At 76.3% G+C, this 26034-nt stretch carries 23 protein-coding genes; 7 read left to right on the top strand and 16 right to left on the bottom strand.

Annotated elements, in window-relative coordinates:
* Positions 1–74 precede the first annotated feature (74 nt).
* From E1O70_RS15165 to E1O70_RS15095, 14 genes are all read right to left on the bottom strand, one after another.
* Positions 75–1766, bottom strand: coding sequence for an L-aspartate oxidase (locus E1O70_RS15165; protein WP_061269258.1), 1692 nt, complete (start codon positions 1764–1766; stop codon positions 75–77).
* Positions 1763–2221 carry an aspartate 1-decarboxylase gene (gene panD / locus E1O70_RS15160; protein ID WP_051028700.1) on the bottom strand — a complete coding sequence of 153 codons (459 nt, stop codon included), beginning with the start codon at positions 2219–2221 and terminating at the stop codon, positions 1763–1765. The genes E1O70_RS15165 and panD overlap by 4 nt, the downstream gene beginning before the upstream one ends.
* Before the next feature lie 53 nt (positions 2222–2274).
* Complete coding sequence (panC, locus tag E1O70_RS15155) at positions 2275–3273, bottom strand: pantoate--beta-alanine ligase (protein ID WP_061269259.1); 999 nt, start codon at positions 3271–3273, stop codon at positions 2275–2277.
* Positions 3270–4295 (bottom strand): Rossmann-like and DUF2520 domain-containing protein, encoded by a 1026-nt coding sequence (locus tag E1O70_RS15150; protein ID WP_061269260.1) that lies wholly within the window; start codon positions 4293–4295, stop codon positions 3270–3272. Before E1O70_RS15150 ends, panC begins: the two co-directional genes overlap by 4 nt.
* A complete protein-coding gene (locus E1O70_RS15145; protein ID WP_061269261.1) occupies positions 4292–5830 on the bottom strand; it encodes a PH domain-containing protein in 1539 nt (512 codons plus the stop codon). Before E1O70_RS15145 ends, E1O70_RS15150 begins: the two co-directional genes overlap by 4 nt.
* Positions 5827–6345: a PH domain-containing protein gene (locus E1O70_RS15140; protein WP_061269262.1), complete on the bottom strand. Its 519-nt coding sequence runs from the start codon at positions 6343–6345 to the stop codon at positions 5827–5829. The genes E1O70_RS15145 and E1O70_RS15140 overlap by 4 nt, the downstream gene beginning before the upstream one ends.
* Before the next feature lie 67 nt (positions 6346–6412).
* Positions 6413–6931 carry a DUF3180 domain-containing protein gene (locus tag E1O70_RS15135; RefSeq protein WP_061269263.1) on the bottom strand — a complete coding sequence of 173 codons (519 nt, stop codon included), beginning with the start codon at positions 6929–6931 and terminating at the stop codon, positions 6413–6415.
* The gene (gene folK / locus E1O70_RS15130; RefSeq protein WP_240696725.1) at positions 6931–9579 is read right to left on the bottom strand and encodes a 2-amino-4-hydroxy-6-hydroxymethyldihydropteridine diphosphokinase; all 2649 of its coding nucleotides are present in this window, start codon (positions 9577–9579) and stop codon (positions 6931–6933) included. Before folK ends, E1O70_RS15135 begins: the two co-directional genes overlap by 1 nt.
* A 121-nt stretch (positions 9580–9700) precedes the next feature.
* On the bottom strand, positions 9701–10588 hold the full coding sequence (gene folP, locus E1O70_RS15120; RefSeq protein WP_082774821.1) for a dihydropteroate synthase: 888 nt from the start codon (positions 10586–10588) through the stop codon (positions 9701–9703).
* A 64-nt stretch (positions 10589–10652) separates the two neighbouring features.
* A complete protein-coding gene (folE, locus tag E1O70_RS15115) occupies positions 10653–11306 on the bottom strand; it encodes a GTP cyclohydrolase I FolE (protein WP_061269264.1) in 654 nt (217 codons plus the stop codon).
* On the bottom strand, positions 11306–13408 hold the full coding sequence (gene ftsH, locus E1O70_RS15110) for an ATP-dependent zinc metalloprotease FtsH (RefSeq protein WP_043659730.1): 2103 nt from the start codon (positions 13406–13408) through the stop codon (positions 11306–11308). Before ftsH ends, folE begins: the two co-directional genes overlap by 1 nt.
* A gap of 178 nt (positions 13409–13586) precedes the next feature.
* Complete coding sequence (gene hpt / locus E1O70_RS15105; RefSeq protein ID WP_021479810.1) at positions 13587–14141, bottom strand: hypoxanthine phosphoribosyltransferase; 555 nt, start codon at positions 14139–14141, stop codon at positions 13587–13589.
* A gap of 5 nt (positions 14142–14146) precedes the next feature.
* On the bottom strand, positions 14147–15244 hold the full coding sequence (tilS, locus tag E1O70_RS15100; RefSeq protein ID WP_061269265.1) for a tRNA lysidine(34) synthetase TilS: 1098 nt from the start codon (positions 15242–15244) through the stop codon (positions 14147–14149).
* Between the two features lie 3 nt (positions 15245–15247).
* Positions 15248–16375 (bottom strand): zinc-dependent metalloprotease, encoded by a 1128-nt coding sequence (locus E1O70_RS15095; RefSeq protein ID WP_061269266.1) that lies wholly within the window; start codon positions 16373–16375, stop codon positions 15248–15250.
* An 85-nt stretch (positions 16376–16460) separates the two neighbouring features.
* Between E1O70_RS15095 and vapB the strand changes: the two genes are divergently transcribed.
* Positions 16461–16694: a type II toxin-antitoxin system VapB family antitoxin gene (gene vapB / locus E1O70_RS15090; RefSeq protein ID WP_009863886.1), complete on the top strand. Its 234-nt coding sequence runs from the start codon at positions 16461–16463 to the stop codon at positions 16692–16694.
* Positions 16691–17113: a type II toxin-antitoxin system VapC family toxin gene (locus E1O70_RS15085; RefSeq protein ID WP_061269267.1), complete on the top strand. Its 423-nt coding sequence runs from the start codon at positions 16691–16693 to the stop codon at positions 17111–17113. The genes vapB and E1O70_RS15085 overlap by 4 nt, the downstream gene beginning before the upstream one ends.
* Before the next feature lie 34 nt (positions 17114–17147).
* Here E1O70_RS15085 and dacB read toward each other — a convergent pair whose 3' ends face one another.
* On the bottom strand, positions 17148–18560 hold the full coding sequence (dacB, locus tag E1O70_RS15080; RefSeq protein ID WP_061269268.1) for a D-alanyl-D-alanine carboxypeptidase/D-alanyl-D-alanine endopeptidase: 1413 nt from the start codon (positions 18558–18560) through the stop codon (positions 17148–17150).
* 261 nt (positions 18561–18821) lie between these two features.
* Between dacB and E1O70_RS15075 the strand changes: the two genes are divergently transcribed.
* On the top strand, positions 18822–19325 hold the full coding sequence (locus tag E1O70_RS15075; RefSeq protein WP_034655165.1) for an inorganic diphosphatase: 504 nt from the start codon (positions 18822–18824) through the stop codon (positions 19323–19325).
* A 70-nt stretch (positions 19326–19395) separates the two neighbouring features.
* Here the strand turns inward: E1O70_RS15075 and E1O70_RS15070 are convergent, their stop codons facing one another.
* Complete coding sequence (locus E1O70_RS15070; protein WP_128957427.1) at positions 19396–20811, bottom strand: C40 family peptidase; 1416 nt, start codon at positions 20809–20811, stop codon at positions 19396–19398.
* Positions 20812–21156: 345 nt separating this feature from the next.
* Between E1O70_RS15070 and E1O70_RS15065 the strand changes: the two genes are divergently transcribed.
* The 4 genes from E1O70_RS15065 to E1O70_RS15050 all read left to right on the top strand — a co-directional run bounded on the left by E1O70_RS15065 (position 21157) and on the right by E1O70_RS15050 (position 25847).
* On the top strand, positions 21157–22494 hold the full coding sequence (locus E1O70_RS15065) for a bifunctional o-acetylhomoserine/o-acetylserine sulfhydrylase (RefSeq protein WP_061269466.1): 1338 nt from the start codon (positions 21157–21159) through the stop codon (positions 22492–22494).
* Positions 22495–22573: 79 nt separating this feature from the next.
* On the top strand, positions 22574–23833 hold the full coding sequence (metX, locus tag E1O70_RS15060; RefSeq protein WP_374990536.1) for a homoserine O-acetyltransferase MetX: 1260 nt from the start codon (positions 22574–22576) through the stop codon (positions 23831–23833).
* Positions 23834–23919: 86 nt separating this feature from the next.
* Entirely contained in the window at positions 23920–24879 is a 960-nt protein-coding gene (locus E1O70_RS15055) for a zinc-binding dehydrogenase (RefSeq protein WP_061269467.1), read from the top strand.
* Positions 24876–25847, top strand: coding sequence for an alpha/beta hydrolase (locus E1O70_RS15050; protein WP_061269468.1), 972 nt, complete (start codon positions 24876–24878; stop codon positions 25845–25847). Before E1O70_RS15055 ends, E1O70_RS15050 begins: the two co-directional genes overlap by 4 nt.
* The last annotated feature ends 187 nt before the right edge of the window (positions 25848–26034 follow it).

The raw sequence follows: 26034 nt of genomic DNA, 5'->3' as shown, positions 1-26034 counted from the left end.
GCCGTCGCGCAGGACGGCGATCGTGCGAGCCCGCGGTCGTGCAGGCCCGCGGTCGCGAGGTCGCGCGCCGCGCCTCAGCGGACGAGCAGGGTCCCGTCCGCGCCGAGCGAGACGAGCACGCGCCGCTCCCACGCGGGGTCGCTCGCCGGGAAGTCGGTGCGGAAGTGGCCGCCGCGGCTCTCGGTGCGCAGGGCCGCCGCGGCGGTGAGCGCGGTCGCGACCTGGTGCACGTTCGTCGTCTCCCACTCCGCGGCCTGCGGCTGCGCGACGACGTCGCTCGCCTCGTGCGCGTCGGTGCGGACCGCGGCGAGGCGGGCGGCGGCGGCCGCGAGCCCGTCGCCGTCGCGCAGGACGCCCGGGCCCGCGGACGCGATGGACTGGATGCGCGAGCGCGCGGCCGCCGCCACGAGGGCCGACGGCCCCGGACGGTCGACGGGCTCGCCCAACTCGAGCTCGCCCGCGGCCACGCGCTCCGTGATCTGCCGCGCCGCCCGGTGGGCGAAGACGAGCCCCTCGAGCAGCGAGTTCGACGCGAGGCGGTTCGCGCCGTGCACGCCCGTGCACGCGACCTCGCCGATCGCGTAGAGGCCGTCGACGGTGGAGCGCCCGTGCAGGTCCGTCACGACGCCGCCCGAGTGGTAGTGCTGGGCGGGCGCCACGGGGACGGGCTCCTCGGTCCAGTCGAGCCCGTTCTCGGCGAGCCGTCGGGTGATCGTCGGGAAGCGCGCGCGCAGGAACTCGGCGCCGAGGTGCCGGGCGTCGAGCAGCACGTGGTCCGAGCCGGTCGCGGCCATCTGCCGCACGATCGCGTGCGCGACGACGTCGCGCGGCGCCAGCTCGGCCATGGGGTGCTGCGCGGGCATGAACCGGTGGCCGTCGGTGTCGAGGAGGATCGCGCCCTCGCCGCGCACGGCCTCGGAGATGAGCGGGAGCTGCCCCTTGGCGCCGAGCCCGAGCCACAGCACCGTGGGGTGGAACTGCACGAACTCGAGGTCGCCAAGCGTCGCGCCCGCGCGCAGCGCCGCGGCGATGCCGTCGCCCGTGGCCTGCGGCGGGTTGGTCGACGAGCGGAACACCTGCCCCACTCCGCCCGTCGCGAGCACGACGGCGCGCGCGAGGACCGCACCGACGCCGTCGCGCGAGCCCTCGCCGCGCACGTGGAGGGTCACGCCGCACGCGCGGGCAGCGCGGTCGCCCGAGCCGTCGGTCGTCAGCACGTCGAGCACGAGCGCGTTCTCGATGACCTCGATGCCCGGGTCGCGGCGCACGGCCTCGAGCTGCGCGACGAGCGCGCGCGAGATCTCCGCGCCCGTGGCGTCGCCGCCCGCGTGCGCGATCCGGTCGGCGTGGTGCCCGCCCTCGCGCGTGAGGGCGATGTCGCCGTTGGCCGCCCGGTCGAAGTTCGCGCCGCGCGCGACGAGCTCGCGCACGCGTGCGGGGCCCTCGGTGACGAGCACCTCGACGGCCGCCGGGTCGCACACGCCGGCCCCTGCGACGAGCGTGTCCGCGAGGTGCGCCTCGGGCGAGTCCTCGGGGTCGAGCGCGGCCGCGATGCCGCCCTGCGCCCAGACCGTCGACCCCGACGACAGCTCGCCCTTGGTGACGAGCAGGACGTGGGGCACGCGCGTGCGCAGCTCGAGCGCGGCGGTGAGGCCGGCGATGCCCGAGCCGACGACCACGACGTCCGCCGTCGTCGTCCACCCCGGTGCGGGGGCGGCGAGGGACCGGGCGAGATGGGGCGCGGACGCCCCGCCGGCCCGGGTCACGCGGGGCGCACCGCGGAGGCCACGCCGCCGTCGTCGACCGCGCCGCGGAACGGGGCGAACGGCAGGCCGCTCGCCTCGAGGCCGTGGCCCGCGGGCACGAGCCCGGGCTCGTCGGAGAGCTCGACGATGCGGTTCTGCTCGTCCACGAAGACGACGTTCGGCAGGTAGGTGCGCGCGTCGGCGTCGTCGAGCATGCCGTAGGCGATGAGGATGACGACGTCGCCCGGACTCACGAGGTGCGCGGCGGCGCCGTTGATGCAGATCTGGCCCGCGCCGCGCTCGCCCGGGATGACGTACGTCGTCAGGCGCGCGCCGTTGGTGACGTCCACGACGTCGACCTGCTGGCCCGGGTAGAGGTCCGCGGCGTCGAGCAGGTCGGCGTCCACGGTGATCGAGCCGACGTAGTGCAGGTCGGCCTGCGTCACCGTCGCGCGGTGGATCTTGCCGATCATCATGGGTCGCTGCAGCGACGCCGGACGTCGCGGCGGGCTCGGCGGGGTCTGCGCGGTCACGCGGTTCCTCCAGGTGCGGGGGCACGGCCCGCGGGGTCCGCCGCCCGGGTCGCGGGCGGCACGATCTCGACGGCCGTGTTGTCGATGAGACGCGTGGTGCCCACGCGTGCCGCCACCAGGAGGAGCCCGGGGCCGACGGCGCCGGGCGCCAGGTCCTCCACGGTAGCGGGATCGACGAGCACCACGTAATCGACGTCAACGCCGTCGGTGGCCTCCAGGATTCCCCGCGCGGCGGCGAGCACGGACGGCGCGCCCTCCCCCGCGGCCGCGGCGTCCCGCCCGGCGCGCAGCGCGCGGCTCAGCGCGAGCGCGTGCTCGTGCTCGGCCGGGGAGAGGTACGCGTTGCGCGACGACCGCGCGAGGCCGTCCGCCTCGCGCACGGTCTCGACCGCCAGGACCTCCACGTCGAGGTCGAGGTCGGCGACCATGCGGCGCACGGCGAGCAGCTGCTGCGCGTCCTTCGCCCCGAACACGGCGACGTCCGGGCGCACGAGGTGGAGCAGCTTGAGCACGACCGTGAGCACGCCGTCGAAGTGCCCCGGCCGCGACGCGCCCTCCAGCACCGTCCCGATGCGCCCCGACGTCACCCGCACGATCGGGCCGTCGGCCGAGCCCAGGTCGGGGTAGAGCTCGTCGACGGGCGGCGCGAACACGACGTCGACCACCGCGTCCGGGCCCGCCGCGGCGAGCAGCGCCACGTCGGCCGCGACGTCGCGCGGGTAGCGCTCGTAGTCCTCGCCGGGGCCGAACTGCAGCGGGTTGACGAAGTCCGTCACGACGACCTGGCCGTCGGGGCCCGCCTCCGCGCGCGCCCGGCGCACGAGCTCGAGGTGCCCGGCGTGCAGCGCACCCATGGTCATGACGACGACGCGGCGACCGTGCGGGTGCTCGGCGCGCCACGCGTCGAGCGCGGTGCGCAGCGCGGCGCGCGTCGTCACGACGGCCGGGGTCCCGGCTGCGGGGGGCCCGGCGTCCGGGCGGGGGGTGCTCGTCATGCTCGTCCTTCGTCGTGCGGGTCCTGCGGGTCGGGCCGGTCCTGCTGGTCGTGCCGGTCCTGCGGGTCGGGCGCGGGCGCGTCGAGCGCGTCGAGGAGCTCGCGGGCCGCGCGCTCGCCGAGCCGGCCGCCCGCGAGCGCGCGGTGCGTCGCGGCGCGGCTCAGCGCCCGGTACGACGGCGGCACGTCCGCCGCGTCGCTCGTCGCGGCGAGCGCGTCCAGGGCGGCGAGGTGCTCGCGGACCGTGCCGACGTCGCCCCGCGCCACCGGCCCGGTGAGCCCGAGGAGCGCCCCGGCGCCCGCGCCCGTCCCCGACTCGGCACCCGCGTCGGCGCCCCGCGTCGCGCCGTCGAGGGCGGCCGCGAGGAGCGGCGCGAGCGCGCGCCCGGGCCGGTCGACGCCCGCGGCCTCGAGCGCCTGCGCGGCCTGCGCGACGAGCACGACGAGGTGGTTCGCGCCGTGCGCGAGGGCCGCGTGGTAGAGCCCGCGCGACTCCTCCGCGACGACGACCGGCTCCCCGCCGAGCTCGACGACGAGCGCCTGCCCGATCGGCAGGACCGGGCCGGGCGCGGTGACGGCGAACGTCGTGCCCTCCAGCCGCGCGAGGTCGAGCGACGTGCCGGTGAACGTCATGGCGGGGTGCAGCGCGAGCGGGATGGCGCCGGCGGCGCGCGCCGGGTCGAGGACGGCCGTGCCGTGGCGGCCCGACGTGTGCACGACGATCTGGCCGGGCTGCCACGCCCCCGTGTCGGCGAGGCCGCGGACCAGGGCCGGGAGCGCGTCGTCGGGCACGGCGAGGAGCACGAGCTCGGCGCGCTCCACGACCTGCGGGACCTCGAGGACGGGCACCCCCGCGAGGAGCGTCTCGATGCGGTCGCGCGACGCGTCGGACACGCCGCTCGCGCCCACGACCGCGTGGCCGACGGCGCGCAGGGCGCTGCCGAGGACCGCCCCGACGCGACCGGCCCCGACGACGCCGACCCCGAGCCGCCCGGGGCGGCGACCGCCGTCCGCGGCGCTCACGCGTTCTCCTCGAGCGGGACGTCGTCGCGGCGCATCCAGAGCTCCGGTCCCGCGTGCGCGCGGGCCTCGCGGGCGCGCTCGGCCTGGGTGTCGAGGAGGCGGGCGGCGTCGCCCGCGTCGAGGTGCCGCACCTGGGGCGAGACCGGCCCGGGCGTCGAGTGCACGGTGAACGACGCGACGTCGAGCCGGCGCTGCAGCGGCCCCTGCTCGAGCCCGAGCGACTGCGTGCGCTCGTGCGGCACGACGACGAGGGTGCGGAAGACGCGCCCGCCGCGCAGCAGGAGGGCGCGGTCGGTGACGCTGAAGCCGTTCCGCCGCCACGCGACGAGGTCCAGGAGGCGCGCACGGCGCGGGGACGCGACGAAGTGCTGCCCGGCGTCGAGCCCGGACAGGCCCTCGTCGAGCAGGCCGCGGGGGTCGGGCGTGCCGAGGTCCGGCAGCACGAGCCACAGGGCGGCGAGCGCCTCGTCGCGCGTGCCGACGGGCAGGAGCACGCTCGTGCTGTCCGTCCCGTCGGTGCTGACGCCGTAGCCCGCGACGTTGACGTCGACGCGCCACCAGTCGGGCCCGCGCCAGAACGGGCCCTGCCGCAGCCGCACGGCCTGGACGCGACCGGGCGGGATCGTCTGCGAGCGGGTCTCGAGCAGGCCGTGGCGCAGGCGGATGCCGTCGGGCGAGATGGCGGACCGGAAGCCGAACTCGCCCGTGAACCGGGAGAACAGGAACCCGCCGAAGCCGAGCACGGCGGGCAGCGCGCTGAACAGGATCCCGATCTCGCGCGTGCCGACGACGACGCCCGCGATGCCGAGCACACCGAGGACGAGGCCGACCGTCGCGCCCGACCGCAGGAGCGAGGCGACGAGCCGACCCGGCCCGACGGCAGTCACCGGCTGCTCGGGCGCCTCGGCGACGAACGCCGGCGCGTCCGCCCCGGGCGCCTGGACGTCCCCGGCCGGCGCCCCGACGGCGCCGGGAGCACCCGGGACCGCGGGCGCACCCGGGACGCCGGTCGCCGTCGCGGCGGCCGGGCGCTCGCGCGCGACCCGCAGGCCCGCGGCGCGCGCGAGGAGGTCGTTGCGCAGCCGGTTCGCCTCCGCCTCCTTGAGGAAGCCGAGCTTCACGCCCGAGTCCGCTCCCCCGGCGACCTCGAGCTTGAGCTCCGCGAGCCCGAAGAACCGGGCGAGGAGCGGCTGCACGACGTCGACCGCCTGGAGCCGGTCGAGCCGCGCCTTGCGCTGCTGCCGGAACAGCACGCCGGTGCGCAGGTGCACCGACTCGTCGTCGACCGCGTAGCTCGTCATGCGCCACGCGACCGCCGAGTAGCCGAGCCCCACGAGGCCCACCACGAGGATGCCGAGGAGGATCATCCACCAGCGGTCGCCCTCGAGGAGGTTCTCCCCCTCGGGCAGCCCGTTGAGCGTCTGCTGGCCGACGACGACCAGGAGCACCGCGATGACGGTCCAGCCCCGCACGAGCGGGGTGACCGGGTGCACCCGGTGCCACACGAGGTCGTCGGTGGCCGGTGCGTCGTTCACAGGCCCGCCAGCCTCGCCTCGCCGCGCGACGCGAGCCGGTCGCGCAGACGCTCCGCCTCGGCGGGCTCGAGACCGTCGATCGTCGCGTCGGTCGACGCGGACGCCGTGTGGAGCTGGACCTGGGCGATGCCGAGCTTGCGCGCGAGCGGCCCGGCCTGGACGTCGACGTACTGCATGCGGCCGTAGGGCACGACGACGAGCGTGCGGAACATGATGCCGTGGCGGATCAGGAGGTCGTCGTCACGCTCCGCGTAGCCGATCGCGCGGACCTGGCGCGGCACGAGGACGGCCGCCCACAGGCCCAGGAGCGCGAGCACGCCGAGCACGAGCCACTGCCACCAGTGCGGGAAGAGGATCGCGAGCACGACCACGGCGACGGCCGGGACCGCGAGCGTGATGCCCACGGACAGCAGGCGCGCCGTGACGAGCCGCGGCGACACGCGCGTCCACTCGATGCCGGGCGGGTCGAAGGGGCCGGTGCCGCGGGGGCCCTGGTCCCGTGCAGGGTCGGTCATGCGTCGATTCTCCCATCCCGTCCCCGTGCGGACCGGGTCGTGCACAGGCCGGGGCGGAGGGCGCGTCTCAGGCGGGCGTGCCCGCGCCCGGAGTCTCCGGGTCCTCGCGCGTCACCGAGCCCTCGCGGCCCTCCCGGCCCTCGCCGCGGTCGTCGGGCGGGAGCTGGCAGAACCGCTCGGCCACGAGCCCGACGACGGCCAGCACCACCGCGCACGCGGCGGCCGCCCCGGCCGCGAGGGCCCGGTCGCGGAACGCGTCGATCGAGAGGTCGGGCAGGGCGGCGAGCACCTGCGCGCCGTACCAGCCCGTCAGCAGCGCGCCCGTGAGCGCGGCCGCCTTCGCGAGGACGAACGTGCGCGCCGCACGGATCGCGTCGAGCGACGGACGCTTGCCCTGCTGGTACGCGCGCACCGTCCAGCCCGCCCAGAACACCGCCGCCGCGAGCGCGAGGACGGTGACGTCCACGATCCACGGCACCGCCGGCAGGAGCGTGCCGCGGCTCTGGAGCAGGCGCACGACGAACCACCCGCCGACGGCGGTCGCGACCGCCACGAGCAGCAGGGTGCGGACGGAGGTGCGCCGCATCAGCGCTCGTCGTCGCGACCGTCGCCGGACACCGGCCCGAACGGCGGCCACGGGTCGTTCGCCGGGAGCCTCGCGTCCGCGAGCGGGCCGGGGGCGGACGCCGGTCCGCCGCTCGAGACCGGCGCGAACGGCACCGACCGGATGATGTCGTCACCGGACGACGCGGCGTCCGCGGGCGGCTGCGGGTGCGCGGGCTGCGCGGACGGCTGCTGCGGCGCGGCCGGCACGGGCTCGGGCGCGTGGACCGGCGGGAAGACCGGGTGCGCGGGTGCGCCGTGCTCGGGGAAGCGCGCCGCGTCCTGAGCCGGGGCGGGCCCGGCGTCCGGGGCGTGCCCGGCGTCGGGCGACGACGGCACGGGGTGCGACGGCGGCCGGTTCGACGGCCCGGGGAACGGGGCGACGGGGACGCCCGCGTCCTCGCGCGGGTCGAACGAGCCGTCGGGGACGATCGGCGGGGCCGCCCCCTCGGGCGCGACGCCCTCGGAGACGGGCGCGAAGACCGGCCGTGCCGGGAGCGCCTCGCTCGGCGTCACGGTCTGCGGGAGACCGGCCGGCTGCGGCACGACCGCGGCCTGCGGCGGCGCGGCCGGGGGCGCGGGCTCCGGTGCGGGCGGCTGCGGCGGCTCCGCCTGCCGGACGTGCGGCGGCTGCTGCGGCGCGGGCTGCTGCGGGGCCGCGGGCTGCTGTGCGAGGGGCTCCTGCGCGAGCGGCTGCTGCGGCGCCGGGTGCGCCTCGTGCGGCGGCACGGGCTGCTGCGGTGCCGACTGCTGCGGTGCCGACTGCTGCGGTGCCGGGTGCTGCGGTGCCGGCGCGCCGTCGGGGGCAGGCACGTCGCCGCCGGGCGTCACGGGACCGTCGTACGGGACGGCGACGGGACCGGTGTGCGCCTGCTGGTAGGGGTCGGGCACGTCGACGGGCGCGGGCGGCGGCGCGGCGTCCGTGCTGCCCGTGGTGACGGGCACGGCGCCCGTCGGGTCCGGAGCAGGGTCCGTCAGCCAGTCGAGCGCGAGCCACCGGATGCCGCCGCGGTCGGGCGCGGTCGCGGCGAGGGCCGCGACCGGACCGCCCCCGAGGCCCGGGAGCACCGCGTCCGGGTCGATCTGCGACCACGGCTCGAGCACGAACGCCCGCTCGTGCGCGCGGGGGTGCGGCAGCTCCAGGTCGTCGGCGACGGCCGTCAGCGTGCCGTAGACGATGAGGTCGACGTCGAGCGTGCGGGGACCCCAGCGCTCGTCGCGCACCCGGCCGTGCGCCTGCTCGACCGCCTGGCACGCGTGCAGCAGGTCGCGCGCCGACAGGCGCGTGCGCGCGAGGAGGACGGTGTTGAGGTAGTCCGGCTGGTCGGGGCCGCCCACGGCCTCCGTGCGGGCCAGCGGCGAGACCTCCGTGATCTCGAGACCGGAGATCCGGTCGAGGTCCGTGATCGCGTCGCGCAGCGTCTGCTGGGCGTCGCCGAGGTTCGCGCCCAGCGCGAGCACGACCTCGACGAACCCGGCGGGCACGTCGTCCATCCGGTCGTGCTCGACGGGCGCGGCCACCTCCGCGGCGTCGTGCGCCCCGCCGTGGGCCTCGTCGCGCGCCGGGGCGGGCTCGGCCGCGGCACCGTACGGCAGGGGCTCGGCCTCGGGAGCGGCGCGCTCGACGGGCGCGGCGTCGCCGGGGACGGTCTGCTGCTCGCCCGACGGCGCGCCGGGCGCGACCGGCGGCGCGTCGTGGTGCAGCACGTGCTCGGCGGGGCCGGCCGCGGCCACCGACCCCGCCACGAGCTCGTCGTACGACGCCGCCTGCTGCGGGTGCGGTGCCGCGTCGTCGTGCGCCGGCTCGTCGACGTCGTCGTGCGCGGGCTCCGCGTACGGCGCCTCCCCGTACGGCGCCTCGCCGTACGGTGCCTCCACGTGGGTCTGCTGCTCGGGACGGGCGTCGCCGGGGACGGCGTCGTCCCGGACGGCGGGCGCCTCGCGGGTCGCGTCGAGCGCGTCCTCCGGGGACCCGGCCGCCGTCGCACCGGGCTCGGCCGAGGTCCGCGCGTCCTCGCCCGGGGCACCGGCCGAGCCCGGGAGGATGCTGGGCGGCATGACCTCGGGCGCGGGGGCGAGCGGGGTCCGGTCGTCGGGCGCGGGGACGTCGCCGACGCCGTGGATGAGCGCGGGGGCGACCGATCCGACCGGGATCGGTCCGACGGGCTGCGCGTCGCGCGACCCCTGCTCCCCGCGGCGCGACAGCGGCGCGACGACGGGGACGACCACGCGGTCGCGACGGATGACGACCTCGACGTCCTCGAACGGGACCGTGATCGGCGCCTGCGGCTTGTGCACCGCGACGTCGACCGCGACGACGTCGTCGTGCGTGAGGATCGTCGCGGCGATGCGCTCGGCGACGGTCTCGACGAGGTCGGCGGGCGATCCGGCGAGGACCGCGACGACGTCCTCGGCGACGCCCGCGTAGCTGACCGTCCGGGACAGGTCGTCGCCGCTCGCGGCGGCGCGCGTGTCGAGGTGGAGCACGACGTCGGCCCGGAAGAGCTGGCCCTGCGCCTTCTCGTGCTCGAAGACGCCGTGGTGGCCCGTCGCGCTCAGGCCCGTGAGGCGGATCCGGTCGAACGGCCGTCCGTCCGCGTCGAGGACCGCTCCTGCGAACGCTGTGGTCACGTCGTGCTCCCGTCCGGTGCTGCGTCGTCGCCCACGGGGGCGGGTCGTCGTCACCGTGTCTCGTTGCGTGTGTCGTGCTGCGCCGGGCCGCCCCGCGCCGCGGGGCCCCTCGCCCATCCTGCTAGGTCGTGGGCCGCGCCGTCGAGTCGCTCCCGGCCCTCGGTCGGTCCGTCGGCTCCGCCGCGGCGCCGTCCCCGGGACCCACGACCTCGTCGCGGGCCCGGCCCCAGGCGGCGGCGACCCGCACGGCGTCGGCGGACGCCCGGACCGCGTGGACCCGCACGCACCACGCGCCCGACGCCGCGGCGAGGGTCGTGACCGCGGCGGTCGCGTCGTCGCGCAGGAGCGGCGGGACGGGCCGCCCGTCGGAGCGCGCGAGGAGGTGCCCGAGGAACCGCTTGCGGGACGCGCCCACGAGGACGGGCAGGCCCAGCGCCTCGAGCTCGCGCAGGCGCGCGAGCAGCGGCCAGTTCGACGACCCGGCCTTCGAGAAACCGAGACCCGGGTCGAGCACGACCTGCTCGCGCCGCACGCCCGCCGCGAGGAGCACGTCCACGCGCGCGGCCAGCTCGTCGCGCACGTCCGTGACGACGTCGTCGTAGTCCTCGAGGTCGTCCATGACGTCCGCGTGCCCGCGCCAGTGCATGCAGACGTAGGCGACGCCCGTGCGCGCGACGACGTCGGCCATCGCCGGGTCGGCGAGACCGCCGGAGACGTCGTTGACGAGCCGGGCGCCCGCCGCGACCGCGCGCTCCGCGACGACCGCGCGCGTCGTGTCGACGCTGACGACCGCCCCCTCGGCCGCGAGCGCGGAGATCACGGGGAGCACGCGCGCGAGCTCCGCCTCGACGGGCACCCGGCCCGCCCCGGGGCGGGTCGACTCCCCGCCGACGTCGAGGATGTCCGCGCCCTCGCCCAGCAGCTCGCGCCCGTGGGCGATCGCGGCGTCCGGCTCGAACCACTCGCCGCCGTCGGAGAACGAGTCGGGCGTGACGTTGACGACGCCCATGACGAGCGTGCGTCCGACGTCCGCGAGCTCCTCGAGCCCCGCGACCACGAACCGGTCCACGGGCCTAGCGCCCCAGGATGAGGCTCATCGCCTCGGCCCGCGTCGCGCCGTCTCGCATCTGGCCCCGCACCGCCGACGTGACGGTGCGCGCGCCGGGCTTGCGCACGCCGCGCATCGACATGCACAGGTGCTCGCACTCGACGACGACGATCGCGCCGCGCGGCTTGAGGTGCTCCACGAGCGCGTCCGCGACCTGCGACGTGAGCCGCTCCTGCACCTGCGGGCGGCGCGCGTACACCTCGACGAGGCGCGCGAGCTTCGACAGGCCCGTGATGCGGCCGTCCACGTTGGGGATGTACCCGACGTGCGCGACGCCGTGGAAGGGCACGAGGTGGTGCTCGCACGTCGAGTACACCTCGATGTCCTTGACGAGCACCATCTCCTCGTGGCCGAGGTCGAAGGTCGTCGTCAGGACGTCCGCGGCCTCCTGGCGCAGGCCCGCGAAGATCTCGCGGTACGCGCGCGCCACGCGGGCCGGCGTCTCGCGCAGCCCCTCGCGGTCCGGGTCCTCGCCGACGGCGAGCAGCAGCTCGCGGACGGCGGCCTCCGCGCGGTCCTGGTCGTACGGCGGGACGTCCGCGGGGGCGCGCAGGCCCTCCGCCGACCGGGCCGGCGTGATCGCTCCCGTGCCCGCCGAGGCGTCCGTGGGGGTGCCCATCAGTCCTGCCCCGGCTCGCGCACGTCCGTGACGTCCGTGGTCGTGTCGCGGCCGAGCGCGCGGTCCAGCGGGCTGTCCGCGGGCACCTCGCCGATCCGCTCCGGGGGGAGCTCGTCGTTCGCGGCCGCGGCCTCGTCCTGCGGGATCACGGGCGCGCCGTTCTGTGCCGCCTTCTCGGCGTCGGTGAGCACGGGCCCGCGCTGGGAGACGGCCCGCTGCTCGCTCGAGAGCCAGACGTCGCGCGGGGCGCGCTTCTCGACGGGGGAGAACACGCGCGCGAGCTCGGCCTGGTTCAGCGTCTCCTTCTCGAGGAGCTCGAGCACGAGGGCGTCGAGCACGTCGCGGTACTGCGTGAGCACCTCCCACGCCTCGTCGTGCGCGGCCTCGACGAGCTTGCGGACCTCGTGGTCCACCGTGCCCGCGACCGACTCCGAGTAGTCGCGCTGGTGGCCCATGTCGCGGCCGAGGAACGGCTCGCCCGAGCCGGAGCCGAGCTTGATCGCGCCGACGCGCTCGCTCATGCCGTACTCGGTGACCATCTTCCGCGCGATGGCGGTCGCCTTCTCGATGTCGTTCGAGGCGCCCGTCGTCGGGTCGTGGAACACGAGCTCCTCGGCGACGCGGCCGCCCATCGCGTACGCGAGCTGGTCGAGCAGCTCGTTGCGCGTCGTGGAGTACTTGTCCTCGGTCGGCATGACCATCGTGTACCCGAGGGCCCGACCGCGCGGAAGGATCGTCACCTTCGTGACGGGGTCCGTGTAGCGCATGGCCGCCGCGACGAGGGCGTGGCCGCCCTCGTGGTACGCGGTGATCTTCTGCTCCTTGACGTTCATGACGCGCGTGCGCTTCTGCGGACCGGCGATCACGCGGTCGATCGCCTCGTCGAGCGCCCGGTCGTCGATGAGCTGCGCCCCGCTGCGGGCGGTGAGGAGCGCCGCCTCGTTGAGCACGTTCGCGAGGTCGGCACCGGTGAAGCCGGGCGTGCGACGCGCGACGGCCGCCAGGTCGATCTCGGGGACGATCGGCTTGCCCGCCGCGTGCACCCGCAGGATCGCCTCGCGACCCTTGAGGTCGGGCGCCTCGACCGCGATCTGACGGTCGAAGCGGCCCGGGCGCAGGAGCGCCGGGTCGAGGATGTCGGGGCGGTTGGTCGCGGCGATGAGGATGACGTTCGTCTTGACGTCGAAGCCGTCCATCTCCACGAGGAGCTGGTTGAGCGTCTGCTCGCGCTCGTCGTGTCCGCCGCCCATGCCGGCGCCGCGGTGGCGGCCGACGGCGTCGATCTCGTCGACGAAGATGATCGCGGGCGAGTTCTCCTTGGCCTGGTTGAACAGGTCGCGGACACGGCTCGCGCCGACGCCGACGAACATCTCGACGAAGTCCGAGCCGGAGATCGAGTAGAACGGCACGCCCGCCTCGCCGGCGACGGCGCGCGCGAGCAGCGTCTTGCCCGTGCCGGGAGGGCCGTAGAGCAGGACGCCCTTGGGGATCTTCGCGCCGACGGCCTGGAACTTCTCCGAGTCGGAGAGGAACTCCTTGATCTCGTGGAGCTCCTCGACCGCCTCGTCGGCGCCCGCGACGTCCGCGAACGTCACCTGCGGGGTGTCCTTCGAGACGAGCTTGGCGCGCGACTTGCCGAAGCCCATGACGCGCGAGCCGCCGCCCTGCATGCGCGACAGCAGGAACCAGAACAGCACGCCGATGATGAGGAACGGGATGAGCAGCCCGAGCAGCGAGGACCAGAACGAGGGTTGCGCGACCTCGGAGTTGTACCCGTCCTTCGGCTCCGCGGCGACGACGGCGTCGACGACCGCCTCGCCCTGCGGCTGGACGTAGTAGAACTCGACGTTCTTGCCCTTGTTCTCCTCGGTGTCCGTGCCCTCGTCGGCCACGTAGTCCTCGGACAGCGTGAGACGCACGCGCTGGTCGCCGTCCACGATGAGCGCCTGCTCGACCGTGTCGCCCGAGAGCAGCTCGAGGCCCGCGGACGTGTCGATGCGCTGGACCGTGGGGCGCGACAACGTCGCGAACGCGATCCACAGGATCACGAGGCCCAGGACGATCCAGACGATCGGCCCACTGAGAATCTTCTTGATGTTCATCGGCGACGGGGCGTGCGCCCCGGATCCCTCCGCTCGCGCAAGTGTTCGGGCTCGAAACTACACTCTGGACCTTGGCGCCTGCTGGGGATCTTCCCCCTGTTCGCCCAGGGCGTGGTCCGTACTTCCTGAGCAGCTCCCTGGGCGGTCCGGGCGGGCTCGTGGCCCGCCGCCGCCCGGCTCAGCTCGAGTAGACGTGCGGCGCGAGCGTCCCGACGAACGGCAGGTTGCGGTACTTCTCCGCGTAGTCGAGGCCGTAGCCCACGACGAACTCGTTGGGGATGTCGAAGCCGACGTAGCGCACGTCGACCTCGGTCTTCGCCGCGTCGGGCTTGCGGAGCATCGCCGCGATCTCGACCGACGCCGGGCCGCGCGAGCGGAGGTTCGACAGCAGCCACGAGAGCGTGAGGCCCGAGTCGATGATGTCCTCGACGATGAGCACGTTGCGGCCGGTGAGGTCCGCGTCGAGGTCCTTGAGGATGCGCACGACGCCCGACGACTTGGTGCCCGAGCCGTACGACGACACGGCCATCCAGTCCATCTCGACGTGGCTGTGCAGGCGGCGCGCCAGGTCCGCCATGACCATGACGGCGCCCTTGAGCACGCCGACGAGCAGGAGGTCCTTGCCCGCGTAGTCACGGTCGATCTGCGCGGCGATCTCGTCGAGCCGCGCACCGAGCTGGTCCTCGGTGAGCAGGATGTTCTCGAGGTCGCCTGCGACGTCCGATGCTTCCACGGGGGTCACTCCTGAGCTGGGGCGAGGAGGGAGGTGCCGGCCCGGCGCGTTGGCCCCGGGCCCAGGGAAAGCCTGCCACACGCGCGCGACGCCCTGCGGTCGCCCGGGAGGTGCACCGGGCCCTGGCCGCGCCACGCGGTGACGAGCGCGTCGAGCGCGTCGACGTGGACGGCGAACAGGTCGCTCCCCGGGCACCCCGCGCGCAGCGCCGCGGACCGCAGCGCACGACGCCGCAGCGCCGGGTGCGCGGCGGCGAGCGGGCCGACGTCGAGCACGACCGCCGGGCGGGGCGCCGCTCCCCCGCCGCGACCAGGGTCCGCGCCGGGGCCGGGGTCCGCGCCGAGGGCGTCCGCGCCGGGTGGGACGAGCGCCGCCGCGAGGAGGTCGGCCGCGAGCGCGTCGAGGAGGTCGGCGTCGTCGCGCAGGAGGTCGGCGCTGCGCGCGAGCGCGGGCACCGCGCCCGGGCCGAGGACGTCGACGAGCACCGGCACGACCCGCCCGCGGACCTGCGAGCGCAGCGGCGCGCCCGTGTTCGTGGGGTCGTCCCACCAGTCGAGCCCGAGCGTGCGGCACACCGCCTCGGTCTGCGTGCGCCGCAGGGCGAGGAACGGGCGCCGGTACGCCCCGCGCCGCGGCGCCATGCCCGCGAGCGAGCGCGCCCCCGCCCCGCGGGCGAGGCCGAGCAGCACCGTCTCGGCCTGGTCGTCGAGCGTGTGGCCCAGGAGCACCGCGCCGGCGCCGTGGGCCGCCGCGACGTCGTCGAGCGCGGCGTACCGGGCCGTCCGGGCGTGAGCCTCCGGGCCGTCGCCCGCCGTCGGGACGACGACGCGGCGCACCTCCACCGGGTCGAGCCCCAGGTCGCGGCACCGCTCGGCGGCGGCCGCCGCGACGGCGGCGCTGCCGTCCTGGAGCCCGTGGTCCACGACGACGGCGCCCGCCCGCAGCCCGAGGCGCGGCGCCACGAACGCGGTGGCGGCCGCGAGCGCCGTCGAGTCGGCGCCGCCGGAGCAGGCGACGAGCACCGTCGCCCCCGGGGGAAGGTCGGCGAGCACGCCGCGCACGGCGTGGCGCGCGGCGGCGACGACCGGCGCCGGACCGCCCACGGCTCAGCCGTGCACGCGGCGCACCCAGGCGCGCGCGTCGGCGATCTCGCGGGCCGTGGGCAGGTTCTCCGGGGAGGCCCACACGGCGTTGAAGCCGTCGCGCCCGACGTCCTTCTCGACGGCGCGGACGAACGCCGCCCCGTCGCGGTACTGGGCGATCTTGGCGTCCATGCCGAGCAGGCGCCGCAGCACGACGTCGAGGCCGGAGCTGCCCTCGCCGTCGCGCCGCGCGTCGAACTTGCGCCGGATGCTGCGCACGGTGCGCACGGTGCGGGGCCCGACGGCGTCCATGGCGACGTCCGCGTGGCCTTCCAGGAGCGCCATGACGGCCGTGACGTCGGCGAGCCGGTCCTGCTCCTCGGGCGTGAGGAGGCCGTCGAGGAGGGTCGTGCCCTCGCCGCGCACCGCGTGCAGGACGGCGCGCCCCACCGCGACGAGCTTGTCGCGCAGGCGGGCCTCGGCGAGGCGTCGCGACGACGCGGAGAGCTCGGTGAGGAGGTCGCCCGCGCGCGTGCGCAGGTGGTCCGCGAGCCACGGCGCCGCCGCGAACTGGAGGGCGTGCGTCTGCTCGTGCAGGCACACCCAGAGGCGGAAGTCGGCGGGCCGCAGGTCGAGCGCGCGCTCGACCTGGAGCACGTTGGGCGCGACGAGCACGAGCCGGCCGGGGCCCGCCCCTGCCGCGGCCTGCCCGCTGTACGGGTCGAACTGGCCGAGGACGCGGCTCGAGAGGACCGCGAGGACCGAGCCGACCTGCGCCGCGCCGACGAGGGCGGTCGCCTGCGGCACGCGCCCGCTCTCCCCCACGAGCGCCTCGGTGACGCCCGTGGTGAGCGACGCCATGATCTCGGTGTTGGCGCGCGCCCAGCGGGGCCGGTCGACGACGTGCACCGTGCCCAGCGTCTCCGGGGTCCCCGCGACGGGCGTCATGCGGGTCACGTCGAGCACGTGCGGGACGGCCTTCCCCGCCGCGGTGCGCAGCCCCTCGACGAGGTCGGCCAGCTCGGCGCGCGACGCCTGGGGCCCCGGGCGCGCGAGGCGCCCGGCGATCTGCGCGGCGGCGGACCAGTCGACGACCGACCGGTCGCCGCGCGACGGGCCGTGGGGTCGGCCGTCCTGCTCGACGAGAGTCATCGGCCCACGGTAACCCGCTCGCCCGGCCGACGGGTTCGAGGACGCCCGGAGGATATACTCTCGGGATATACAACGGGAGGTCGGCATGGTGCGCACGACGGTGTTCCGCAGCAACAGGACGCAGGCGGTCCGGCTGCCCAAGGCGGTCGCGCTGCCCGACGACGTCCGGGAGGTGGACGTCCGGGCCATCGGCCGGTCCCGGGTCATCACCCCGGCCGGCTCCGGGTGGGACGAGTGGTTCGAGCACGGCCTGCGCGTCGGTCCCGGCTTCCTCGCCGACCGCGACCAGGGCACCGCGGACGAGCGCGAGGCCCTGTGAGCACCCTCTACCTGCTCGACACGAACGTGCTCGTCGCCCTCCTCCGCGGGCACGGCGCGGCCGCGCGTCCGAGGCTGCGCGAGGCAGAGGGGCGCGTCGCCGTCTCGACCGTGAGCGAGATGGAGCTGGTGTACGGCGTGGAGCGCTCGCAGGACCCGGCCCGCAACCGGCAGGCGGTCGACGAGCTGCTGTCGCTCGTCGACGTGCTGCCCTTCGACAGCCTGGCGGCGATGCACGCCGGCAGGGTCCGCGCCGTCCTCGCGGCCCGCGGCACCCCTGTCGGCCCGTACGACGCGCTCCTCGCCGGGCACGCCCGGTCGCTCGGGCTCGTGCTGGTGACCAACGACGTCCGCGAGTTCTCCCGCGTGCCCGGCCTCGAGGTCGAGGACTGGCTGGCGGACGCGACGCACGGCCCCTGAACCGGGAGCCCTCCCCCAGACGTGGCGCGGCCCGTCAGGCGCTGCAGCCGCACTCCGCGAGCGACGCGACGAAGTCGTCGAGGATCAGGCGCGCGCCGTAGGTGCCGCCGTCCGGGACGGCGTCGGCCATGAGGGAGAACACGAGGAGGCGGTCGTCCGCGGTGACGACCGTCCCGGCGAGCGACGTGACGTTCGGCAGGCTGCCGGTCTTCGCGCGCACGACGCCGCGGCCCGCGTTGGCGAGGTAGCGCTCGTCGAGCGTCCCGGACAGCCCCGCGACGGGCAGGCCCACCGCGCCGGGCCGCAGCCGCGGGTGCGCAGGGTCGGCCAGGAGGCCCACGACCTCGTCGAGCTGTGCGGGCGTGACGACGGAGCCGTCGCCGAGCCCGGACAGGTCCGCGAGCGTCGCGCCCGTGAGGTCGACGCCGAGGCCCTCGACCGCCGCCCGCACGGCCTGGGTCGCGCCGGCACCCGAGCCGGGCAGGCCCGCGTCGAGCGCGACGACCCGGCCGACGACCTCGGTGATGGTGTTGTCCGAGTGCTGGAGCAGGTACGCGACGACGTCGCCGAGGGGGGCGGACTCCACCTCGCCCACCGTGCGACCCTCGCTCGGCGCCGGCGCTCGCACGACGTCCCCGGAGACGGTGACGCCCTCCTGCGCGAGCGCGGCCACGAACGCGTCGGCCGCGGCGAGGGCCGGGTCCTCCGCGCGCGGCGCGTACTCCTCGTCGGTGAGGCGCGCGATGTTCACCGCGAGCGCCGCGACGGGCGCGACGTAGCCGTTGCGCACGCTGGCAGGGTCGACGGTCGGCGCGACCGCGGGCCCGGTGAACAGCGTGTCGTCGAGGCGCAGCGAGATCGTCGTGCGTCCCGTCAGCCGCAGCTCGCCCGCGACCTGCGCGGCCAGGTCGCCGAGCCCGGCCCGGCCGTTGACCGCCGTCGGGTCCCCGGCACCCGCCGCGAGCATCATGTCGCCCCCGCCCACGAGGTACACCGTCTCCTGCCCCTCGAGGACGGCCCGGGTGGGCAGCGTGGTGTGCGCTCCCGGCGAGGTGAGCGCCGCCGCGGCGGTGAACGTCTTGAGGGTCGACGCCGGGACGTGCCCCACGCTCTCGCCGGCGGCGCCCAGCACGTCGCCCGTCACCGCGTCGGTCACGAGGACGCCCACGCGCGGGCCGAGCCGCGTGTCCGCGACGAGCCCGTCCACGAGCGCCTGCACCGCGCCGGTCGCGGGGACGGGCGCCGCGTCGTCGAGCGCCGGCAGCTCCACCTCGAGCGGCGGGGCGGCGGCCGCACCCGGCGCCTGCGGGAACGGCGGCGGCTCCGGGACGGGCGGCTCGAGCGTCAGCACGCCGGGGACGACGTCGTACGCGTCCGCCACGGCGTACCCGCCCGCGAGCGCGAGCACCACGCCGACGGCCACGCCCGTGCGCGTCGCCCAGCCCATACCTCTCCCTCGGTCCGCCCCGGTCACCGGGGCGCGTCGTCCGCCCGCCCCGTCCCGACGGGTCGCCGGTCGTCCGACCCGCCCCCGGGGCCTCGGGCACGTGCGCATTATCACTCACGGCGTCGCCCGCCCAGGGCCGTACGGACTCTTGTGGGCGGACGTCCCGTGTCACACTAGTTCCCGCACGACGGCGTCGTCCGTCGATCATCCGACACCAGCCACCGCCCGAGCGCCGCGGTGCCGGTACGACTGGAGGAAGCAGTGGAGTTCGACGTCACGATCGAGATCCCCAAGGGGCAGCGCAACAAGTACGAGGTGGACCACGCGACCGGTCGCATCCGCCTCGACCGCATGCTCTTCACCTCGACCCGCTACCCCGACGACTACGGGTTCATCGAGGGGACGCTCGGCGAGGACGGCGACCCGCTGGACGCCCTCGTGCTGCTCGAGGAGCCCACGTTCCCGGGCTGCCTGATCCGCTGCCGCGCGCTCGGCATGTTCCGCATGCGCGACGAGGCCGGCGGCGACGACAAGGTGCTGTGCGTCCCGACGGGCGACCAGCGTGCCGCGTGGCGCCAGGACATCGACGACGTGTCCGACTTCCACCGCCTGGAGATCCAGCACTTCTTCGAGGTCTACAAGGACCTGGAGCCCGGCAAGTCCGTCGAGGGCGCGCACTGGGTCGGCCGCGCCGACGCCGAGGCCGAGATCGAGCGCTCCCTGCAGCGCGCCATCGACTCCGGGTACCACACGCCGGGCCACTGACCGGCTCGTCCCCCCGTACGACGGCGGCCGCCCACCTCGCGAGGTGGGCGGCCGCCGTCGTGCGTCACCGCTACGGTCGGCCCGCGTACGGCATCGCGTCGGCCCAGCGCATCGCGACCTCGTGCACGGGGCTGCCGGGCTGCCGCGCCTCGATCATCATCCCGCCGCCGGTGTACATCGCGACGTGGCGGATGGTCGACGGGTTCGACGTGTCGTTGGCGTAGAAGATGAGGTCGCCCGGGCGGAGGCGGTCGTAGGAGATCTTCTGCACGCGCTGGTACTGCGAGCGCGACGTCCGGGTGATGTCGACGCCCGCGGCGGCCCACGCGCGGGACGTGAGGCCCGAGCAGTCGTAGCCCGGCCCGGTGCCGCCGAACACGTACGGCGCGCCGATCTTCGTGCGCGCCCACGCGACGGCGGCCTGACCCTGGGCGCCGTTCCCCACGCCCGTGCCGGGCGGCGGCGTGACCACGGGCGGCGGGGCGGGAGCAGGCGGAGGCGCCGGAGCCGGGGCAGGCGCTGGGGCGGGAGCCGGCGCCGGGGCGGGAGCGGGGGCCGGAGCCGGCGCCGGTGCCGGTGCCGGTGCCGGGACGGGAGCCGGGTTCTGCGCGGCCGGGGCGGACGGCGCGGCCGGGGCGGCCGGGGCGGCCGGGGCGGACGGCGCCGCTGCCGGCGTCCCCGCAGCGGGCGGCGCGACCCGCTCCCGGGCCGCGCTCTCGCGCGCGCTCGCGGCCTGCGCGTCGAGCGCGTCCTGGCGCTCCCGCTCGACGTCGACGCTCGTGGCCCGGGCCTGCGCGAGCTCGGCGAGCAGCGTCTCCCGGCGCGCCGCAGACTCCTGCACGGCCTCGTCGAGCGCCCCGGAGGAGACCTGGGCGGCGGCCAGCGCGTCGCGCGCTCGGTCCTCGACCTCGGCCTGGTGCGCGAGCGCCGCGTCGGCCCGCGCGCGGGCCGTGTCCGCGACGGCGCGCGCCGTCGCGTGCGTCTCGACCGCACGGCCGGCGGTGCGGCCCGCGACGCGCTCGGCGTTCTCGCGCGCGACGACCTGCTCGACGCCGTCCGCGTCCAGGACCGTCCGCAGGGCGTCGAGCTCCGTCGAGCCCTGGCGTGACGCGCGGAAGAGGGCACCGACGGAGGCCCGCGCCTCGGACTCGCCCGACCGGGCCGTCGCGAGCGCCGCCTGGGCGTCGCGCACCTCGGCGTCGGCGGCCTCGAGATCGCCCTGCGCCGCGGCGTACTCCTCCGCCGCCGTCTCGACGGCCGCGACCGCGGACGCGTGCCGGTCGCGCAGCGCCGCGAGCTCGTGCTCGACCGTCGCGACGTCCCGTGACGCGCCGTCGGCGGCCTCGCGCGCGGCGCGCACGTCGTCGTCCGACGGCGCGGACGACGCGGTCGGGGCGAGGCCCACGCCGAGCGCCAGCACGAGCGCTCCGGCGGCCCCCGCTACGGCGACGCGACGGCGCGGCGCGCTCCGGGTCACGCGGTTCATCAACCCCTCCTCGGCGTGTCTCGTTGACAGCACTCGCACGAGTCTGCCCGGAAGGTCCGCTCCGCGCGATCCGAGCAGCCGGGGCCTTCTCAGAATGTGGTCTCGCATGGTGAGAAGGGCCTACCGGGTCGCCGACGACGCGCCTAGCCTCGGCCTCATGTCCCGTCGAATGTGTCGCTGACCCGAGCGCACGTTCGCCTGCCCGCGAGCCGTCGTCGACGACGCCCTCGCCGCGGCATCCCGTCCCGCGTGCGCCTCTCGCCGCGGTCGACGACCCCGTCCCCGCCGCACCCGCCCCGGTGCACCCTCACGCCGCCGTCCCACCCCACCCGCAGGAGAGCAACCATGAGCACCGACACCGCCCCCGCCTGGTCCTTCGAGACGCGCCAGGTCCACGCCGGCCAGACCGCCGACCCGACGACCGGCGCCCGCGCGCTCCCGATCTACCAGACCACGTCGTTCGTCTTCCCGGACGCCTCGGTCGCGGCCGACCGGTTCGCGCTCAAGGACCTCGGCCCGATCTACACGCGCATCGGCAACCCGACGCAGGAGGTCGTGGAGAACCGCATCGCCTCGCTCGAGGGCGGCGTCGGCGCGCTGCTCCTCGCGTCCGGGCAGGCCGCGACGACGTTCGCGATCCTCAACGTCGCCGAGGCGGGCGACCACGTCGTCGCCTCCCCGAGCCTGTACGGCGGCACCTACAACCTCCTGCAGTACTCGCTCGCCAAGCTCGGGGTCGAGACGACGTTCGTCGCCGACCCGCACGACCCGCAGGCCTGGCGCGACGCCGTGCGCCCGAACACGAAGCTGTTCTTCGGCGAGACGATCCCGAACCCGCAGGCCGACGTCCTCGAGATCGAGGCCGTCGCGGCGGTCGCGCACGAGGTCGGCGTCCCGCTCATCGTCGACAACACGGTCGCCACGCCCTACCTGCTGCGCCCGCTCGAGCACGGGGCGGACGTCGTCGTGCACTCCGCGACGAAGTACCTCGGCGGCCACGGCTCCGCGATCGGCGGCGTGATCGTCGACGGCGGCACGTTCGACTACGCGGCGCACCCGGAGCGGTTCCCGAACTACAACACGCCCGACCCCTCGTACAACGGTCTCGTCTACGCGCGCGACCTCGGCGTGGGCGGCATCCTCGGTGCCAACCTCGCGTACGTGCTCAAGGCGCGCGTCCAGCTCCTGCGCGACCTGGGCTCGGCGATCTCGCCCTTCAACGCGTTCCTCATCGCGCAGGGCATCGAGACGCTGTCGCTCCGCGTCGAGCGCCACGTCGCCAACGCGCAGAAGGTCGCCGAGTGGCTCGAGGCGCGCGACGACGTCCGGACCGTCCACTACGCGGGCCTGCCCTCGAGCCCGTGGCACGCGAACGCGCAGAAGTACCTGCCGCGCGGCGCGGGCGCGGTCCTCGCGTTCGAGCTCGACGGCGGCAGCGAGGCCGGGCAGGCGTTCGTCTCCGCGCTGCAGCTCCACTCGAACGTGGCGAACATCGGCGACGTCCGGTCGCTCGTCATCCACCCGGCGTCGACGACGCACGCCCAGCTCAGCCCCGAGGAGCAGGCGAAGTCCGGCGTGACGCCGGGCCTGGTCCGCCTCGCGGTCGGCATCGAGCACGTCGACGACATCCTCGCCGACCTCGAGCTCGGGTTCACCGCCGCCAAGTCGGCGCTGGGCTCCTGACCGGCCGACGACGGGCGCGGCGATGACGGATCTGGACAGCCGGGGCGCCCTGGGCGCCCCGGCCGTACAGTGGCCGACGGTGACCCCGGTGAACGACGAGCTCCTCTCCCCCGCCCCCGACGCCCGCTCCGGCGCGCGGCCGGGCGACTCGTCGACGCACGGCGTGGCGCCGTCGCGCGCGCGGGTCAAGGCCCCGGTGCCGGCGACCGGGGCGTGGCGCGAGGGCGACCCGGCGGGCCGGCGACGCTTCGCCGACGTCGGCACGTTCGACCTCGAGTCCGGCGCCCGCCTGCCCGACGTCCGGGTCGCGTACGAGACGTGGGGCACGCTCGCGCCCGACGGGTCGAACGCCGTCCTCGTGCTGCACGCCCTCACCGGCGACTCGCACGTGAGCGGCCCCGCCGGCCCGGGGCACGTCACCGCGGGCTGGTGGGAGTCGCTCGTCGGGCCCGGCGCCCCGATCGACACCGACCGCTGGTTCGTCGTCGCGCCCAACGTGCTCGGCGGCTGCCAGGGCACCACCGGACCGGCGTCGACCGCGCCCGACGGCCGCCCGTGGGGCAGCCGGTTCCCGCGCGTCACGACGCGCGACCAGGTCGCGGTCGAGATCGAGCTCGCCCGGACGCTCGGCGTCACGTCGTGGGCGTTCGTCGTCGGCGCCTCGATGGGCGGGCACCGCGTGCTGGAGTGGGCGCTCCTCGGGCCCGAGGCCGGGGTCGACGTCGTCTCGCTCGCCGCGATCGCGACCGCCGCCCAGACCACGGGCGACCAGATCGCCTGGGCCCACCCGCAGCTCGGCGCTGTCCGCGCCGACCCGGGCTTCCGCGGCGGCGACTACTACGACGCCGCGGACGGCGACGGCCCGCACGTCGGGCTCGGCATCGCCCGGCAGATCGCGCACGCGACCTACCGGTCCGCGCGCGAGCTCGACGACCGCTTCGGCCGGCTGCCGCAGGGCGGCGAGGACCCGTTCACCGACGGCCGCTACGCCGTGCAGTCCTACCTCGACCACCACGGGGACAAGCTCGCGCGGCGGTTCGACGCGAACTCGTACGTCGTGCTCACCGAGTCGATGCTCACGCACGACCTCGGGCGCGACCGCGGTGGCGTCGAGGCGGCGCTCGCGCAGATCACCGCGCACGCGCTCGTCGTCGCCGTCGACACGGACCGGCTGTTCCTCCCCGCCGACTGCGCGCGCATCGCCGCCGGCATCCCCGGCGCCGAGCCCCTGCGGACGCTCACGAGCGACTTCGGGCACGACGGCTTCCTCATCGAGTTCGACCAGCTCGGACCGATCGTCGCCGACTTCCTCGGCGAGCGGGCGCGCGTGCGCGACTGACGCACTCCCCGTCGAGGCAGGTCCTGGGGGGATCCTCCCGAGCGGGCCCCGTGGTCGGAGGACGGGCCGGACCGTAGGTTGGTCCCATGCTCGCCGCCTACGCCGACCGCACCGACCCCGACGACCCCCTGGCCGGCCTCGTCGTCGGGGACCGCCCCGAGCCCGCGTCCCGCGAGCACTGGACCACGGTCGACGTGCGCGCCGCGTCGCTCAACCACCACGACCTCTGGTCGCTGCGCGGCGTCGGGCTGCCCGCCGACCGCCTGCCCATGATCCTCGGGACCGACGCCGCGGGCGTCGCCCCCGACGGCTCCGAGGTCGTCGTGCACGCCGTCGTCGGTGCGGACGGGCACGGCGTCGGGCCCACCGAGCGTCGATCCCTGCTGTCCGAGCGGTACCCGGGCACGCTCGCGGAGCGCGTCGCCGTCCCGACCCACAACCTCGTCCCCAAGCCGCCCGAGCTGACCTTCGTCGAGGCCGCGTGCGTCCCGACGGCGTGGCTCACGGCCTACCGCATGCTCTTCACCGCCGGTGGCGCCGCCCCCGGGGACCGCGTCCTCGTGCAGGGCGCGGGCGGCGGGGTCGCGACGGCGGCCGTCGCGCTCGGCGCCGCCGCGGGGCTCGAGACGTGGGTGACCTCCCGCTCCGCGGCGAAGCGCGCCGGAGCGGCCCGCCTCGGGGCGGCGGCGACGTTCGAGCCCGGCGCCCGCCTGCCCGCGCCCGTCGACGTCGTCGTCGAGACGGTCGGGCAGGCCACGTGGAGCCACTCGCTGCGGTCCGTGCGACCGGGCGGCACCGTCGTCGTGGCGGGCGCCACGAGCGGCGACGCGTCGCCCGCCGAGCTCACACGCGTGTTCTTCCACGAGATCCGCGTGCAGGGCGTGACCATGGGCTCGCGCGACGACCTCGCCGCGCTCCTGCGGTTCCTCGCACGGAGCGAGGTGCGCCCCGTCGTCGACCAGGTGCTCCCCCTCGACCGCGCGCGCGACGGCCTCGCGCGGCTCGCGGCCGGCGACCACTTCGGCAAGGTGGTGCTCACGCCGTGACGTCCGCGGCCTGGGCCCCCGACGTGCTCGGGGCAGAGTTCGAGCAGCACACCGTCGAGCTGGAGCCCGACGACGAGGGCGACGTCGTCGTCACGGTCGTCCGGCACGTCCCGCCGACGGACGAGCCCCTGCGCCCCGCGCGCGCGGTGCTCTACCTGCACGGCTGGAGCGACTACTTCTTCCAGACCGAGCTCGCCCAGACCTGGCACGGCCTCGGCGCCGCGTTCTACGCCGTCGACCTGCGCAAGTACGGTCGCAGCCTGCGTCCGCACCAGACCCCCGGGTACGCGGACCACCTCGAGGAGTACGACGCCGACATCGCCGCCGCGCTGGACGTCGTGCGGGAGGACCTCGGGGCGCACGTCGCGATCATGCTCATGGGTCACTCGACCGGCGGTCTCGTCGCGGCGCTGTGGGCGCACCGGCACCCCGGCGTCGTGCGTGGCCTGGTGCTCAACAGCCCGTGGCTGGAGCTGCAGGGGTCGTCGGTCGCGCGGACCGTCTCCGGTCCCGCGATCCGCCAGCTCGCCCGCTTCCAGCCCCGTGCCCCGCTCCCCAACGTCGATCCCGGCTACTACGCCCGGACGCTCCGGGACCGGGAGGACGGCACGTGGACCATCGACGACGCGTGGCGCCCCGTCCCGTCGTTCCCCGTCCGCGCGGGATGGCTGCGCGCGATCATCTCCGGCCACGCGCGCGTCGCGGCCGGCCTGGCGATCGACTGCCCCGTGCTCGTGCTGCTCGCCGAGAGGTCGCTGTTCAGCACGCGGTGGACGGAGGACATGCGCGCCGCAGACATCGTGCTCGACGTCGAGCCGCTCGCCCGCCGGGCCTCGCACCTGGGTAGCGTCGTCACCCTGGTACGTATCCCTGGCGGCATGCACGACCTGTCGCTCTCGGCGCCGGAACCCCGGTCACGCTTCTTCGCGGAGATCGTCCGGTGGTCGGCGGCGTACGGCTGGTCCTGAGCGACACTCGTCCGCTCTCACATCCTCGTTCGCCCGTCCGTGCGGGCCGACGACGGCCCCGGACGTGCCGGCACCGACGCGTCCGTCGCGTGGTGTGGGGGTATGCGGATATGCCGAAGGCCCACCCCGTGTGGGGTGGGCCTTCGGTGAAGGGTTGTCCGGCGGCGTCCTACTCTCCCACCCCGTC

The sequence above is a fragment of the Cellulosimicrobium funkei genome, from assembly GCF_004519295.1.
Taxonomy (GTDB): Bacteria; Actinomycetota; Actinomycetes; order Actinomycetales; family Cellulomonadaceae; genus Cellulosimicrobium; species Cellulosimicrobium funkei.
This window is presented reverse-complemented; position numbering and strand designations above follow the sequence as displayed.